The organism is Streptomyces sp. NBC_01410 (genome assembly GCF_045040195.1).
In the GTDB taxonomy this organism is placed as follows: Bacteria; Actinomycetota; Actinomycetes; order Streptomycetales; family Streptomycetaceae; genus Streptomyces.
The window spans coordinates 2,924,251-2,939,593 of record NZ_CP109530.1 but is presented as its reverse complement, the minus strand read 5'-3'; the positions used below and the strand labels follow the sequence as shown (position 1 = coordinate 2,939,593).

The following is a 15,343-nucleotide window of genomic DNA, read 5'->3' as shown; positions in this document are numbered from 1 at the left end:
GTTCCCCCACGAGACGATCCAGGATTCAACCGTGTACCAAACCTCGTTGACGACGCAGAGGCCTCGACGTGCCAGAACGCCTCGGCGTTGGGAGGGAGCCGGATTACCTGAAAGCGCTTCCGTCGATATTCGAACATCGGCCAGAATGCCGTTTCCAGCCAAGTGGAAGGCCTCGGTGACGCATGCCCGATGACCAGGAGACGTCCCCATCTGACTCCGAACTCACCGCAGCCATCAGAGAGTTGGAGTCAGACGCTCCAGTGGATGAGCTGTACCGCCGGCACCGGTCCGCCGTTTTCTGCTACGCACTCGCCTGCTGTCGCGATCGGCATACCGCCGAAGACCTCACCTCGGAAGCCTTCGCCCGCACACTCCGAGCCGTACGGTCCGGCGGCGGTCCCGAAGCCGCCTGGCGCCCGTACCTCCTCACCATCGTCCGCCGCACCGCCGCCGACTGGGCGGGCACAGCTCGCCGCACCGAACTGTCACCGGACTTCGAGCAGTGGCTCGCCAACGTGCCCGACACCCCCGAGGCGGAGAGCGGCGAGGAGCGGATACTCCGCCTGGAGGAGAACAGCCTTGTCCTACGGGCGTTCCGCTCGTTGCCCGAGCGCTGGCAGACCGTCCTGTGGCACACCGCCGTCGAGGAGGAACCGGCCACGAAGGTCGGCCCCCTGCTCGGCCTGGGCGAGAGCGGTGTCAGCTCGCTGGCGTACCGCGCCCGGGAAGGTCTGCGCGAGGCATATCTGGCGGTGTACGCAGAGCACGCGTCCGGCACCGAGGAATGCCGCCGTTACAGTTCCCTGCTCGGCGCGGCCGTGCGCCGCACCGGCCGCCGTGCGAACAAGGACCTCGACCGGCACCTTGCAGAGTGCGAGCGCTGTCGCGCGGCGCTCATCGAACTCACCGACCTCAATGAGCGGCTGAGCTCGGCGCTGCCGGCCGGGGTGCTGCTGTGGGGAGGCTCGGCGTATGTGGCGGCGCGGCTGGCGGAAGCGGGCGCGAGTGCTGGTGGTATGGCCGTCGCACCCGGCGCACCGGACGGCTCCGTCCCCCTGGACGGCGGTACGGGGTGGTGGGCCAAGGCCAAGGACTCCCCGTTGTCCTCGGGCGCGGTCGCCGGTTCCGTTGTCGCCGCTATCGCGATCGGAGTTCTCGTCCTGCCGATGCCTTTCGGTGACGACGGGAAGGGGCCTGCGAGCTCGCCGCCTGCGCACATAGGGCAGCCGCCCATTACGGTCTTCGAGCAGCAGCCGCCCGTCACCCTCACGGCCACGCCCTCCCAGGCCGCTGCGGCGCGCCGTGCCGTGCCCTCCGCCACAGAGTCAAAACCGGCGCAGCCATCGCCCACCGGGGCAGACCTCGGGGCCGTTAAATGGTCAAGCCGCCTCCGCAACGCAGGAATCAGCACAGTGTGCCTCGAGCCCGCCGGTAGGAGTGTCGTCCAGAACGCGTGCGACGACAGTAAAGACCAGGTGTGGGAGACCTTCTCCTTCAAGCGCGATGCGAACTACACCTGGCTGCGTAACGCCGCCACCGGCGAGTGCATCGACTACCGCGAAGGCACCCTCGTACAGGGGCAGGCCGACCACATTCCCATCGCGATGAGACCCTGCCGCACGGACGCCACAGGACAGCTGTTCCGCTTCGACCCGTGGTGGGGAGAGAGTGACGGCAGCTACCTGGTGCGTGCCGAACTCGAAGACGGCAAGCCCTGGGACGAGATGCAAATCGGCATGCTGGACTGGTGGGCCGATACGCCGCCTGAGAAGGACGCCCCCGTCGTGATCACGTACAACTACTACAACAGCGCACGGCTCCGATACCTCCTCGACGGCAAGTGACTGACTGGCCGGGGCCCGTGCGACGCCCGTCACCGCCGCACGGGCCCATTGAGCAAAGTGTTAGCAAAGTGGCGGGAGGGTCTCCGCCGGGCGCCGTCCTCCTTGTGACCGTCTGTACATACGACACACATCCCGGGGGACCCGATGGTCCGAAGTGTCCTCGCGCATCACCTCCACCGGCGCTTCAGTGATGCGGAGATCGGACAGCTCGTACGACACGGCAGAACGGCGGCCTTTCAGACCGTCGTGGTGCGTCACTGGCCCGCCGTCGTCGCTTACCTCACCACCTGTTTCAAGGACCGGGCCGCTGTCTCGAGGGGCACCGAACAGGTATTCAGCGACCTCTACGACGCGACGGTGGGCGGTAGCCCACCCGCAGGCTCGATACGGGTGCACCTGTTGACCACCGCGCGCACGCTGGCGCTGCGCGAGTGGAACCGCGCGCCGGAGGCGTGGGACATGGCGGACGGGTTCCGCAACTGGGCGGCGGCAGGGGGCACATGGCCGCTGTCAGTGAATTCCAGAATCACCGAGGCGTACCACCTCCTGCTCGGGCGATCGCAGGGATTCCTGTGGCACGCCGTCGTCGAACGGGACCCGGAGGCCCACGTCGCGCGTGTGCTCGGCATGAAGAAGCAGGAATTCGGGGCTTTCGCGGAGCTGTCCCGCACCGCTCTGCGCGAGGCGTACCGGGCGCTGCAGGGTAATGCCCCCGACGCCGACATCACGGAGCCGGCTCTCTCCCGCGAAGCGCGAGTTGACCTGAGCGATCTCGACGGGCAGCTTCGCGCTCAGCTCCCCGTCATACTCCTCGGGTGGTGGGAAGGGACCCGGTATGAGGAAGTGCGCGCCGCGACAACACCGCCTGCCGGCTTCCCGCCCTTCCTCGCACGTGCCGTGCGCGCCGCTTCCCGGGTCCCACGTGTCCGCCGCCGGAACAACATGCTGCGTTGTTTCGCCGGTCTGAGGCTGGGCCTGGCAGCCGGTGGTGCGGCAGCCACGGGAGTGGTCCCCGCTCCGAGCAATCTGAGCGCGTCGCACGACGACGCGGCCCCGTGCGCTCCTTCCCCCAGTCCTTCGACCGCCCCGGACGGGAGTCAGGCAGGCCATGTGAGTCCCCGCCTCGTCCCCGCGACGGACGTGATCCGTGCCGCCGACTACACGGCGGAAAGCGGCACCCTGGCCGCGGGGGGCACGGTCCGCACCCTCACCGACGGCAGCTTGCTGCGCTTCGACACCGTCGATTTCGGTGACGACGCCAGGATTGGCATCACGCTCGGCCTCATGGGCCAGGGCCCGCCCGGCGCGGAGGTCGCCGTCCGCCTCGACCGGCCCGACGCTCCGGTGGTGGCCACGATCCCGGCCCCCGAAGCGGGTTCGGCACGTTGGGTGCGTGCGCCCATGCGGCCCACCGCCGGTGTCCACACGGTGTATCTCACGGCGTGCTGTGCCGCGGGCAACTCCTGCGTCAGCATCACCGCATTCACCTTCAGCTGAGTCTCCCCGGAATTCTCTGCCGGCTCCGGAGCAAGACGACGGCCGGCAGGCCGGTGACGCCATGCGGGCCCTTCACCCATGGCCGCCACCGGACTTGAGTGGAAGGTTTCTCGATGCAATTGGTCCTGGGTTCGCGACCGTCACAGCAGCCCCTTTCCGATACAGCTCTGATTCAGGCGGTGCGCAAAGGACGAGTCGAACTCTTTCGGCATCTCTATCGCCGCCACTACGCCGCCGTGCAGGCGTACGCCTCCCAATGCATGCCGGGTCCACTGCATGCGCACGAGGTGACATCACAAGTCTTCGCGCAACTGCTGCAACGGATGGTGTCCGGGGAGGGCTTCGTCGGACAACGTCATCCGGGCTGCCTGCGACCCCAGTTACTCGGCAACGTCCGCACCGCGGCGATCACGAGCTGGCACCGGGAGCGCGAAGCGCTGTCGCCGGACTTCCGGGCCTGGGTCGCGGCGGGAGGCCGGTGGCCGTGGGGAGAGGACGGCCAGCTCGCTCTCGCGTTCCAACGCCTCCCGGCCACCACCCAGTGTCTGCTGTGGCACTCGGTGGTGGACCGGGACGATCCCGCGTCGACGGCCCGCATCACGGGGCTGGCCCTCCATGCGGTTCCGGCTGCATGCGAACAGGCCAGAAGCGCGCTGCGCCAGGCCCGTACGGACCTGTACCTCGAGCGGCTGGAGCGTCAGGACTGCAGGGAGGTGATCAAACGGCTGTCCCAGCGGCCCGAGGCGCCGCCGACCGAGGAGGCCGCGGAACATCTCCGCATCTGTCCGGCATGCATGGGTCTCTACAAGGATGTGTCCCGGCTCGACGGACAGCTGGAAATGCAGCTGCCCGTACGGCTGTTGGGATGGTGGACCGGTCAGGATTACCTGCGTGCCAAGGCCGCCATCCCCGTGCCACTGGACGATCCGCCGTTCCTGACGAGGCTGTTGGAGCGATCCCGGGTCGAAACCCCCGCACAGCGGTCGCGCGTACGCCGGGCCCCGGCGGCCACCGCCCCGCGGCACCGGGGAAGAAGGGGGGCGGCGTCCCAGCGGATCGTTCGTGGCTCCCGGGCCGCCGTCGCGGTCATCGGCTTCCTGACCGGTGTTGGCGTGGGCATGGCCGCGCTGGCCGCCTGCGATCAGCAGCGCGGCGGCCAGGGACACCCGCCATCTGCGTCCCGGTCCTCGCCCGCGCCGGACGACCAGCCGTCGCCCGAAGCACCGACTGCCCCTACGCTCCGGGCCACAGACCGCGTCCCTGCCGATGCGTACACGTCCCAGCAGGGGACAACTGCCGGCTCCGCCCCGGGCACCCGTGTGCTGGGAAGCTCCGCCCTCCTGCACTACGACCGTGTCGAATTCGCCATCGGGGACACCCTCGCCCACGCCAGGCTCGCCGGGCCGCCGGGCGGCGGTGCCTGGATAGAGCTCGTGCTCGATTCCCCTGCCCGATTACCGCTGGCGCGGATCACTCCAACCGCCGACGGTTCCGTGCACGACATCTCGGTGCCGATCATCCCCGTCGACGGCGCGCACCGTGTCCACGTCACCGCGCACTGCCCGACGACCACCGAGCCGTGCATCGAACTCCGGGCATTCGGTACCGCGTCGTCCATGCCGCCGGCACCGCTGTGACCTTCAGGCCGAGGCCGCCGCTGCGCACTCCGCGCAGGTGCCGAAGATTTCCACCGTGTGTGCCACGTTCACGAACCCGTGCTGCGACGCCACCGTCTCCGCCCACTGCTCCACCGCCGGGCCCTCCACCTCCACCGCCTTGCCGCAGACGCGGCACACCAGGTGGTGGTGATGGTCGTCCGTCGAGCAGCGGCGGTAGACGGACTCGCCGTCGGACGTGCGCAGTACATCCACCTCGCCCGCGTCCGCGAGCGACTGAAGGGTCCGGTAGACCGTGGTCAGGCCGACCGAGTCGCCGCGGTGCTTGAGCATGTCGTGCAGGTCCTGCGCGCTGCGGAACTCGTCCACCTCGTCGAGCGCCGCCGCCACCGCGGCGCGCTGCCGGGTCGACCGGCCTCGCACTGGGGCCGTGTTCCCGCCGGTTGGCGCCGTCACCACAGCTGCCTCCTCGCTTCGCCCGCACATCCGTCGGGCCATTCTGCCAGGCCCGCGATCAGACCTTGACGTCGTCGCCGGCCTGCCGGGTGCCCGGCAGGTCCGCCGTGCACTCCGCCGCGTTCGCCTCCAGTGTGCGTGCACGCCGCCTCGCCAGCGGTGTCGCCAGCGCGGTCAGCGCCACGAAGACCCCGATGGCCATCAGTACGATCGTCGCTCCTGGCGGCACGTCCTGGTAGTAGGAGGTGGTGGTTCCGGCCAGAGTTACGGCGACTCCGATCGCCACGGCCACCGTGAAGGTCGCCTTGAAGGAGCGGGAGATCTGCTGGGCCGCGGCCACCGGGACCACCATCAGGGCGCTGACCAGCAGCAGCCCGACGACCCGCATCGCCACGCTCACCGTGACCGCCGCGGTGACGGCGATCAGCAGATTCAGCCAGCGCACCGGAAGTCCGGTCACCCGCGCGAACTCCTCGTCCTGGCTCACGGCGAACAGCTGCCGCCGCAGCCCCAGCGAGACGAGCATCACGAACGCGGCGAGCAGCGAGATCGCGGTGAGGTCCGCGTCGGAGACCGTGGACAGCGAGCCGAACAGGAACGAGCTGAGATTCGCCGTGGAGCCGGTGTCCGAGATATTGATCAGCAGGACACCGCCCGCCATACCGCCGTAGAAGAGCATCGCCAGCGCGATGTCGCCGCGGGTGCGCCCGTACGCCCGGATCAGTTCCATCGCGACCGCGCCGACGACGGAGACGAGCGTCGCCATCCAGATCGGGTTGGTCGACAGCAGAAAGCCGAGGCCGACGCCGGTCATCGCGACATGGCCGATGCCGTCGCCCATCAGCGCCTGCCGGCGCTGCACCAGGTAGATGCCGATGGCGGGGGCCGTGATGCCGACCAGCAGGGCGGCGATGAGCGCCCGCTGCATGAAAGCTGTATCGAGGATTTCCATGATCAGGTCAGCAGTCCCGTGCGGAGCGGCTCGTCGGCCGCGTGCGGATGTACGTGGTCGTGGCCGGGCAGGGCATGCTGGCCCACCGCCTTCGGCGGCGGCCCGTCGTGGACCACGCAGCCGTCGCGCAGCACCACCGCGCGGTCGATGAGCGGCTCCAGCGCGCCCAGCTCGTGCAGCACGAGCAGGACCGTCGTACCGGCGGCGACCTGCTCGCGCAGTGTCCCGGCGAGGATCTCCTGGCTGACCAGGTCCACGCCCGCCATCGGCTCGTCCATGATCAGCAGTTCGGGGTCGGAGGCGAGCGCGCGGGCTATCAGCACCCGCTGGTGCTGGCCGCCGGACAGTGCGCTCACGGAGTCCTTGGCGCGGTCGGTGAGGCCGACGAGCTCGATGGCGCGCTGCACGGCGGCCCGGTCGGCCTTCGACAGCAGGCCCAGCCTGCTGCGGGACAGCCGGCCCGAGGAGACGACCTCGCGCACGGTCGCGGGCACGCCGCTCGCGGCGGTGGTGCGCTGCGGTACGTAACCGATGCGCGCCCATGAGCGAAAGGCGCGCAGCTGTGTGCCGAACAGGGCGATCTCGCCGTCGGTGAGCGGCACTTGGCCGATCAGGGACCGTACGGCCGTGGACTTGCCCGAGCCGTTGGCGCCGAGCAGGGCGACGACCTCACCGCGCTGGACGGTGAGGTCGATGCCGCGCAGCACCGGTCGCGAGCCGAGCGAGGCCCTGGCCCCGCGGACGGATATGACGGGCTCGCTCACCGATGCCACGGTTGCCTCCACAACAGACTTCACTTCGCGCCGAGCGCCTTTTGCAGCGCGGCCAGGTTGGACTCCATGACCTGCAGATAATCATCGCCCTTGGACTTGTCCGTAATTCCCTCGAGGGGGTCGAGGACGTCCGTCTTCAGACCGGTGTCCTCGGCCAGGGTCTTGGCGGTCTTGTCGCTGGCGAGCGTCTCGAAGAAGACCGTGGTGACCTTGTCCTTCTTCGCGATGGTCTGGAGCTCCTTGATACGGGCGGGGCTGGGCTCGGACTCGGGGTCGAGGCCCGCGATGCCCTCCTGGTCCAGGCCGTACCGCTCGGCGAGGTAGCCGAAGGCGGAGTGGGTGGTGATGAAGGTCTTGGTGGCGGTGGTCCTCAGGCCCTGCTGGTACGCGGTGTTCAGCCCGTTCAGCTTGGTGACCAGCGCGGCGGTGTTCTTCTTGTACTCCGCGGCGTGGTCCGGGTCGGCCTTCTCCAGGGACGTGCCGACCCCCTTGGCGACCTCGGCGTACTTCACCGGGTCGAGCCAGATGTGCGGGTCGGCGCCCGCCTCGCCCTCGCCCTCGTGCTCGTCGTGGCCGGCCTCCTCGCCCTCGTGGCTGTGGCCGCCCCCGGTGCCGTGGTGCTCCAGCTCGGTGAGGGTGGCGGCGTCGACCTTGTTCTTCGCCTCGGACTGGGCGATGGCCTTGTCGACGGCGGGCTGGACGCCCTTGAGGTAGAGGATGCAGCCCGCTTCGTTGAGCTCTGCGGTCTGCCGGGGCTTCAGCTCCAGGTCGTGCGGCTCCACGCCGGGCTTGGTGAGGCTGGAGACGGTGACGTGGTCACCGCCGATCTGCTCGGCCAGGTACTGCATGGGATAGAACGACGCCACCACCTTGAGTTTGCCGTCGCCGTTCTTGCCGTCGGCGGCGCTGGAGGTGGAGCAGGCGGAGAGGGTCACGAGGCCGAGGGTGACGGCTCCGGCGGCGGCGGTGGCGGGTATGAGGCGGCGTACGTTCATGACAGTCATTTTCAACAAAACTGGAAACGATTGTCAACAACGACCTTGGGCTCCCCCTACCCCGAACCGATTTGATCCGGGGGGTGCGGCCGCCGGTAACCTGAAGCATTGCCTGCCCGTCTCCCGACCACCACCCCTCACCGAGGCGCTTCGCGCCGCACCCTGTTTATTTCCCGTCGTCGTCGTAATGAAGAGAGCACCGTGGCCGCCGACAAGATCGACACCATCGTCAACCTGAGCAAGCGCCGTGGCTTTGTCTACCCGAGCAGCGAGATCTACGGCGGTCAGCGTGCCGCCTGGGACTACGGGCCGCTGGGTGTCGAGCTGAAGGAGAACCTCAAGCGCCAGTGGTGGCGCTACATGGTCACCTCGCGCGAGGACGTCGTCGGTATCGACTCGTCGGTGATCCTGGCCACCGAGGTCTGGGAGGCCTCGGGCCACGTCGCCACCTTTACCGACCCGCTCACCGAGTGCACCTCCTGTCACAAGCGGTTCCGCGCGGACCACCTGGAGGAGGCGTACGAGGAGAAGCACGGCCACGCCCCCGCGAACGGCCTCACCGACCTCAACTGCCCCAACTGCGGCAACAAGGGCACCTTCACCGAGCCCAAGCAGTTCTCCGGCCTGCTCGCCACGCACCTCGGCCCCACCCAGGACTCCGGCTCCGTCGCCTACCTGCGCCCCGAGACCGCGCAGGGCATCTTCACCAACTTCGCGCAGGTGCAGCAGACTTCGCGCAGGAAGCCGCCGTTCGGCATTGCCCAGATGGGCAAGTCCTTCCGGAACGAGATCACGCCCGGCAACTTCATCTTCCGCACCCGCGAGTTCGAGCAGATGGAGATGGAGTTCTTCGTCAAGCCGGGCGAGGACGAGAAGTGGCAGGAATACTGGATGGAGCAGCGCTGGAACTGGTACACGGGCCTTGGTCTCCGTGAGGAGAACATGCGCTGGTACGAGCACCCGGCCGAAAAGCTCTCCCACTACTCCAAGCGCACCGCCGACATCGAGTACCGCTTCCAGTTCGGCGGCAGCGAGTGGGGCGAGCTCGAGGGCGTCGCCAACCGCACCGACTACGACCTCACCGCGCACTCCAAGGCGTCGGGCCACGACCTGTCGTACTTCGACCAGGAAGCCGGCGAGCGCTACACGCCGTACGTCATCGAGCCCGCCGCCGGTGTCGGCCGCTCCATGCTCGCCTTCCTCCTCGACGCGTACAACGAGGACGAGGCGCCGAACGCCAAGGGCGTCATGGAGAAGCGCGCCGTGATGCGCCTCGACCCGCGCCTCGCGCCCGTCAAGGTCGCCGTGCTGCCGCTGTCCCGCAACCCGCAGCTGTCCCCGAAGGCCAAGGGCCTCGCGGCCGACCTGCGCAAGCACTGGAACATCGAGTTCGACGACGCGGGCGCCATCGGCCGCCGCTACCGCCGCCAGGACGAGATCGGTACGCCGTTCTGCGTCACCGTCGACTTCGACACCCTCGACGACAACGCGGTGACCGTGCGCGAGCGCGACACCATGCAGCAGGAGCGCGTCTCCCTGGACCAGATCCAGCAGTACCTGGGCAGCCGTCTGCTCGGCTGCTGATCCCCAAGTACCCAGTAGGCACTGCGCAGTACGCACTGCGCGGTCGCCGAGGAGCCCCCGGTGTCGCCGACGCCGGGGGCTCCGGCGGTTCTCCGCCACGTGGGGGCGGCGCCTGAGCAAGCGGTGAAGCCTGAGCAACAGAGCGGGAAGAATCCGCTGTTGATGTTGTTCGTGCTGCACACTGGGCGCAATCGTCACCAGGAGGACCGATGCCGTCCATGACCACAAGCAAGGTCAGCAGATGGGATCAGCACGGCCGCGAACACGTCGTGCACGTAGCCAAGTCGGGCATGCAGCGCACGCTGACCTGCGACACCTGCGGCTGGCGCAAGGGGGCGCAGTTCCTGCCGTGGCTCAAGGCCGAGGAACACCTCGCCGAGGCGCACCAGGCGACGGTCGACCCGAGCGCCTGAGACCGCGGGCCGCCCCGCGGTCATGCCCCGCAGCACCGGATCCGCGACGCCCTCCGGGGCAGCTGTCACGCCGGAATTGTGTGCCCCACCCTTCCCGGCGCGGTACCGTCGCCTGCATGTATGCGTATCTCCCGATCTACGAGTGAGAGGGCGGCGGGCAGCCCCCGCCCCCGTCTGACGATCCCCAGTCACTTCTCACCACCAATGGGAGACCCCCATGGCCAAGAGCCGCAACAACCTCCTCGGCGTCGGCGGACAGCGAAAGAAGCTGTCCCGGGCCGACCAGCAGGGCAACGGTCCGGCGCGCAACGCCGACCGCAAGACGTCCGCCGAACAGAAGCAGGAGCTGGTGCGCAAGATGCGTGAGCGCGCCCAGGGCAGCAGTGGCGGCGCGGAGGCGCCGCAGGACGAGCAGGCCTGATCACAGCCGTGGGCCCGGACCGCGTGACGCGGTCCGGGCCCACGGGCGTGTACGGCCTGCGTCAGCTCACCGTGCGCGGCAGCCGCAGGCTCAGCAGCGCCGTCAGCGCGATCATCCCCAGCTGCACCAGCAGCGTGACGGTCAGCGCCTGACGCATCCCGCCCGAGCCGGCAAGCGACAGGAACAGCGAGCCCAGGGTGGCCACGCCCAGTGCCAGGGCCGACTGCTGCGTCGTCACCATCACCCCGCTGCCCACTCCGGCCCGCTCCGCCGGTATTTCCGAGAGCACGATCCGGAAAATCACCGGCAGTTGGAGCCCCTGGCCGAACCCGGCCAGTGCGACGCCCGGCATCAGTTCCAGGACGCCCAGGTCCGGCCAGTCGCGCCGGACGGTCAGTACCAGGATCGCGATGCCCACGGCCTGGATCACCGAGCCCGCCGTCACGATCCGGGTGCCGTACCGCACGACCAGCCGCGGACCGGCCAGCGATGCCCCGAAGAAAGCCACCGCCATCGGCACCAGCGCCAGGCCGGAGGCGATCGCCCCCATCCCCAGGCCCTGCTGAAGCGCCACCGCGATCACGAACATGAAGCCGCCGAAGCCGATCGAGAACGGCAGCACCATCGCGAGACCGCGCCGCAGCGAGAGCAGCCCGAACAGGCTCGGCGGCACCAGCGGCGTGCGCCCCTGCCGGTCGGCGTGTCGCTCCACCCGGTAGAAGGCGACCGCGGCGAGCGGGAACACCGCCAGCGCCACCCACGTCCACAGCGGCCAGCCCGCCGCACGGCCCTCGGTCAGCGGCGCCAGCAGCGTCAGCAGGGCAACGGTCAGCAGCAGCGTGCCGGGCACGTCGACGGGTGCGGGGTGCGCGGAGCGCGTATCGGGGACCGAGCGGGCGGCGAGCACCAGGCCGATCAGCACCACCGGCACGTTCACCAGGAAGACCGCCCGCCAGCCGCTGCCCGCAATGTCGGCCGCGACGAGCACGCCGCCCAGGATCTGCCCGGCGACCATCGAAAGGCCCGCGGTCGCTCCGTACAGGCTCATCGCCCGGGCCCTGCGCGGTCCGGCCGTCGCCGACTGGATGGTGGCGAGCACCTGCGGCAGCATCAGCGCGGCCGCGGCGCCCTGCGCCACCCTCGCGCCCACCAGCGTCCAGGCGTCCGGGGCGAGTCCGCAGGCCAGTGAGGTCAGTCCGAAGGCCGCCATGCCCGCCAGGAAGAGCCGGCGGCGGCCGAACATGTCCCCGAGGCGTCCGCCGAGGACGAGCAGCACGGCGTACGAGAGCCCGTAGCCGGCGATCACCAGCTCCAGCAGTGCGGGGCCCGCGGCGAGATCGTGGTCGATGGTGGGCAGGGCGACATTGACGATGAAGAAGTCGATCAGCGGAAGTGCCGCGCCGAGCAGCAGGGTGAACAGGCCGAGCGGGCCGAGGGCCGGTTCGTTCGAGGTGCCGGTGGCGCGGACGGGGGTTGGGGGAAGGACACGGGTCTCACTCACGGCCTCGACGATCCTCGCCCGCCCAGCCTGGTACCAGAGTCTCTTTATCCTGGTACAAGTAGTACCTGGCAACGGGCTGAGCCGTTCGGCACTCTGGGAGTATGACCACGATGGCGCAGGAGACCGACGTGCGACGGCACGAGCTCGCGGGTTTTCTGCGCAGCCGTCGCGAGCGCATCGCCCCCGAGCAGGTCGGTCTGCCGCACGGCCGCCGCCGGCGCACCCCCGGTCTGCGCCGGGAGGAGGTCGCCCAGCTCTCCGCGGTCGGCGTCACCTGGTACACCTGGCTGGAGCAGGCCAGGGACATCCAGGTCTCCCCGCAGGTGCTCGACGCCATCGCCCGCGCCCTGCTCCTCGACGCGAGCGAACGCGCCCACCTCTTCGCCCTGGCGGGCGCGGCCGATCCGGCGCCCGGCACACCGTGCCCGACCGTGACTCCGTCCCTGCGGAAGATGCTCGAGCAGCTGGAGCCGCTCCCGGCCTGCGTCCAGAACAGCCGGTACGACATCCTCGCCTACAACCGCACGTACGGACGGCTGCTGTGCGACCTCGACGCGCTGCCGCCCGAGGACCGCAACTGCATGATCCTGGCCTTCACCAACGACGACTGGCGGGCCTCGGTCGCCGAACTCAGCGATGCCAAGGGGATGATGGCCGCCAAGTTCCGTGCGTCGATGGCCGGGCATCTCGCCGAGCCCGCCTGGAAGTCGCTGCTGGCGCGGCTGGAGAAGTCCACGGAGTTCCGCGAGGTGTGGGCGCGGCACGAGGTGGTCGGCCCCGGCGGCAGGAACAAGCTCATCCGCAACGCCCATGTCGGGCTGCTGCACCTGGAGCACCAAGACCTGTGGCTGGGGCCGAGCGCCGGTCCCCGGCTGATCACCTACGTACCCCTGGACGCCGAGAGCCGCGAGCGGCTGGAGAAGCTTCAGGCACTGGCGCTCGCCGAGGTCTGAGGACCCCTCCGCTCGTCCAGACGTTCCGCCGTGCGCCGCGCCGTCTCCTGCGCCCAGGCGCCGCTCGTCAGCGCGCCGATCCCGAGGACGCACAGCCCGCACCCGGTGATGACCCACCAGGCGGGGCGGCTCGCCGCGACAAAGCCCTGCGCGTACGAGGTGGAGGCGACCCCGGCCGCGATGACCGCCCCGATGACCGCGACGCCGAGGATCTGGCCGATCTGGCGGCTCGTGGAGGCCACGGCCGCGGCGACGCCGAGTGTGAACAGGACCAGCCCGGCCTTGAAGACCCGGCGGCGGCCGATCCGGTCGGCGGTCGAGCCGGAGAGGATCAGCAGTGAGGCGAGGACCAGGGTGTACGCGTCGATCGTCCACTGCATTCCGGCGACGGAGGCGCCCAGCTCCTGGCGGATGGAGGGCAGCGCGACATTGAGGATCGTGTTGTCGATGCTGACGATCAGCAGGCTCATACAGCAGATCGCCGGCACGAGCAGCCGCCGTCGGTGTGTGAGCTCGGACATATGCGGATAGTACGGCTAACTAACGAGTCCCGTCGTACGCGACAATGGACGGATGACCACGCTTGCCCCGTCCCCCTCGATGCTCACGATCGGCCCGCACGCCGTACAGCCCCCGGTGGTGCTCGCGCCGATGGCGGGCATCACCAACGCGCCCTTCCGCACGCTGTGCCGCGATTTCAGCGGCGGCAAGGGGCTGTTCGTCAGCGAGATGATCACGACGCGGGCGCTGGTCGAGCGCAATGAGAAGACGATGCAGCTCATCCACTTCGACGAGACCGAGACGCCGCGGTCGATCCAGCTGTACGGAGTGGATCCGGTGACCGTCGGCAAGGCGGTCCGCATGATCGTGGACGAGAATCTGGCCGACCACATCGACCTGAACTTCGGCTGCCCGGTCCCGAAGGTGACCCGCAAGGGCGGCGGCTCCGCGCTTCCGTACAAGCGGCCGTTGCTGCGGGCGATCCTGAACGAGGCGGTGTCCAACGCCGGGGCGCTGCCCGTGACCATGAAGATGCGCAAGGGGATCGACGACGATCACCTCACCTTCCTGGACGCGGGCCGGATCGCCGTCGACGAGGGCGTGACGGCGATCGCGCTGCACGGGCGCACGGCGGCGCAGCACTACGGCGGTACGGCGGACTGGGACGCGATCGCCCGGCTGAAGGCGCACGTCCCGGAGATCCCCGTTCTCGGCAACGGCGACATCTGGTCGGCGGACGACGCGCTGCGGATGGTGCGCGAGACCGGCTGCGACGGGGTGGTCGTGGGACGGGGGTGCCTGGGGCGGCCGTGGCTGTTCGGGGACCTGGTGGCGGCGTTCGAGGGTACGGGCACGTACGCGACGCCGACGCTGAAGGAGGTCGCGGTCGTCATGCGGCGGCATGCGGAGCTGCTGGGGGAGTGGATCGGCGACGAGGCGCGCGGGGTGATCGACTTCCGTAAGCACGTGGCCTGGTATCTGAAGGGCTTCGCGGTGGGCTCCGAGATGCGCAAGAAACTGGCGATCACGTCGTCGCTGGGGGAGCTGGACGAGCTGCTGGGTGAGTTGGACCTGGACCAGGCGTGGCCGGTGGGGGCGGACGGGCCTCGGGGCCGTACGTCGGGGAACAACCGGGTTGTCCTGCCGGACGGGTGGCTGAAGGACCCGTACGACTGCGCCGGGATCAGCGCGGAAGCCGAGCTGGACACGTCGGGCGGCTGAAGGGGCTTCGCCTCCTGGACCCCTGAGCGCGCTTCGCGCGTAGCTCAACTCCGATTGGCTGAAATCAAGCCGCGGCCGGGCCGGACGCTCATCTGATACGGGTCGCGGGAGCGGATGGCCCGGACCGGATGGCCCTGAGTGCCACCGCGGTGGCAGCGGCGCTGACCGCCGGTTTCCACACACCGTACGGACCAGCCGCATCCCGATCCTTATCGGGCGGCCGCCGAGCGGTGCCGTCGTTGCTGCCGGTGCCCGCGTCCCGGGGCCTGGAGGACGTGGATCTTGCCCTGCTCAGCCGGTGTGTTGCGGCCCGGGACAGGGGTCCGGATGATGGGACGGAAGGCTCTTCGGCCGCGTGATTCTCGCCACCCCTGATAATGGGCACGCTCAGATGAGCGATTCGGGATGGATGCACCTCCCGAAGGATGGCACGGAGTGCCACCCTTCGGGGGTTCAAGTCTTGAACTCAACAGCGACATTGGCTGCTCATTCGAGCGGTGAAGGTCTGCTTTGAGTCAAGCTCTCTTCGGAGGGTGAAAGGTTTTCTACTCGCCAGTTACTTTCGATCTGGTGGCGGACGTGTGGTTACAGCCGCATGACGGCTAAGTGGACGTAC

14 protein-coding genes are annotated in these 15,343 nt (G+C 69.3%); 8 read left to right on the top strand and 6 right to left on the bottom strand.

Features of this window, described 5'->3' with window-relative positions:
• Nucleotides 1-260: 260 nt before the first annotated feature.
• From OG741_RS13460 to OG741_RS13450, 3 genes are all read left to right on the top strand, one after another.
• On the top strand, nt 261-1,844 hold the full coding sequence (locus OG741_RS13460; protein WP_405597410.1) for a sigma-70 family RNA polymerase sigma factor: 1,584 nt from the start codon (nt 261-263) through the stop codon (nt 1,842-1,844).
• 144 nt (nt 1,845-1,988) lie between these two features.
• Nucleotides 1,989-3,341, top strand: coding sequence for a carbohydrate-binding protein (locus OG741_RS13455; protein WP_405597408.1), 1,353 nt, complete (start codon nt 1,989-1,991; stop codon nt 3,339-3,341).
• Nucleotides 3,342-3,628: 287 nt separating this feature from the next.
• A complete protein-coding gene (locus tag OG741_RS13450; RefSeq protein ID WP_405597406.1) occupies nt 3,629-4,978 on the top strand; it encodes a hypothetical protein in 1,350 nt (449 codons plus the stop codon).
• Nucleotides 4,979-4,981: 3 nt separating this feature from the next.
• Here the strand turns inward: OG741_RS13450 and OG741_RS13445 are convergent, their stop codons facing one another.
• The 4 genes from OG741_RS13445 to OG741_RS13430 are packed head-to-tail and all read right to left on the bottom strand — an operon-like array spanning nt 4,982 to nt 8,133.
• Nucleotides 4,982-5,416 (bottom strand): Fur family transcriptional regulator, encoded by a 435-nt coding sequence (locus OG741_RS13445; protein WP_405597405.1) that lies wholly within the window; start codon nt 5,414-5,416, stop codon nt 4,982-4,984.
• Between the two features lie 55 nt (nt 5,417-5,471).
• Nucleotides 5,472-6,365, bottom strand: coding sequence for a metal ABC transporter permease (locus OG741_RS13440; protein WP_405597402.1), 894 nt, complete (start codon nt 6,363-6,365; stop codon nt 5,472-5,474).
• 2 nt (nt 6,366-6,367) lie between these two features.
• A complete protein-coding gene (locus OG741_RS13435; protein WP_266476556.1) occupies nt 6,368-7,138 on the bottom strand; it encodes a metal ABC transporter ATP-binding protein in 771 nt (256 codons plus the stop codon).
• Nucleotides 7,139-7,158: 20 nt separating this feature from the next.
• Nucleotides 7,159-8,133 (bottom strand): metal ABC transporter substrate-binding protein, encoded by a 975-nt coding sequence (locus tag OG741_RS13430; RefSeq protein ID WP_405597399.1) that lies wholly within the window; start codon nt 8,131-8,133, stop codon nt 7,159-7,161.
• 201 nt (nt 8,134-8,334) lie between these two features.
• Between OG741_RS13430 and OG741_RS13425 the strand changes: the two genes are divergently transcribed.
• The 3 genes from OG741_RS13425 (at nt 8,335) to OG741_RS13415 (ending at nt 10,551) form a co-directional block, all read left to right on the top strand.
• Nucleotides 8,335-9,717 (top strand): glycine--tRNA ligase, encoded by a 1,383-nt coding sequence (locus tag OG741_RS13425; RefSeq protein WP_405597397.1) that lies wholly within the window; start codon nt 8,335-8,337, stop codon nt 9,715-9,717.
• A 209-nt stretch (nt 9,718-9,926) separates the two neighbouring features.
• Nucleotides 9,927-10,130: a hypothetical protein gene (locus tag OG741_RS13420; protein ID WP_266476560.1), complete on the top strand. Its 204-nt coding sequence runs from the start codon at nt 9,927-9,929 to the stop codon at nt 10,128-10,130.
• A gap of 217 nt (nt 10,131-10,347) precedes the next feature.
• On the top strand, nt 10,348-10,551 hold the full coding sequence (locus tag OG741_RS13415; RefSeq protein ID WP_405597394.1) for a DUF6243 family protein: 204 nt from the start codon (nt 10,348-10,350) through the stop codon (nt 10,549-10,551).
• Between the two features lie 61 nt (nt 10,552-10,612).
• Here the strand turns inward: OG741_RS13415 and OG741_RS13410 are convergent, their stop codons facing one another.
• Complete coding sequence (locus tag OG741_RS13410; RefSeq protein ID WP_405597391.1) at nt 10,613-12,052, bottom strand: MFS transporter; 1,440 nt, start codon at nt 12,050-12,052, stop codon at nt 10,613-10,615.
• 101 nt (nt 12,053-12,153) lie between these two features.
• Here OG741_RS13410 and OG741_RS13405 point away from each other — a divergent pair, with 101 nt between their 5' ends.
• Nucleotides 12,154-13,005, top strand: a complete 852-nt coding sequence (locus OG741_RS13405) for a helix-turn-helix transcriptional regulator (RefSeq protein WP_405597389.1) — start codon at nt 12,154-12,156, stop codon at nt 13,003-13,005.
• On the opposite strand, the gene OG741_RS13400 is transcribed toward OG741_RS13405, so the two are convergent.
• A complete protein-coding gene (locus OG741_RS13400; protein ID WP_405597387.1) occupies nt 12,978-13,526 on the bottom strand; it encodes an MFS transporter in 549 nt (182 codons plus the stop codon). The genes OG741_RS13405 and OG741_RS13400 overlap by 28 nt on opposite strands.
• A 52-nt stretch (nt 13,527-13,578) precedes the next feature.
• On the opposite strand from OG741_RS13400, the gene dusB reads away from it, so the two are divergent.
• Nucleotides 13,579-14,727, top strand: coding sequence for a tRNA dihydrouridine synthase DusB (dusB, locus tag OG741_RS13395; protein WP_405597385.1), 1,149 nt, complete (start codon nt 13,579-13,581; stop codon nt 14,725-14,727).
• Nucleotides 14,728-15,343 lie beyond the last annotated feature (616 nt).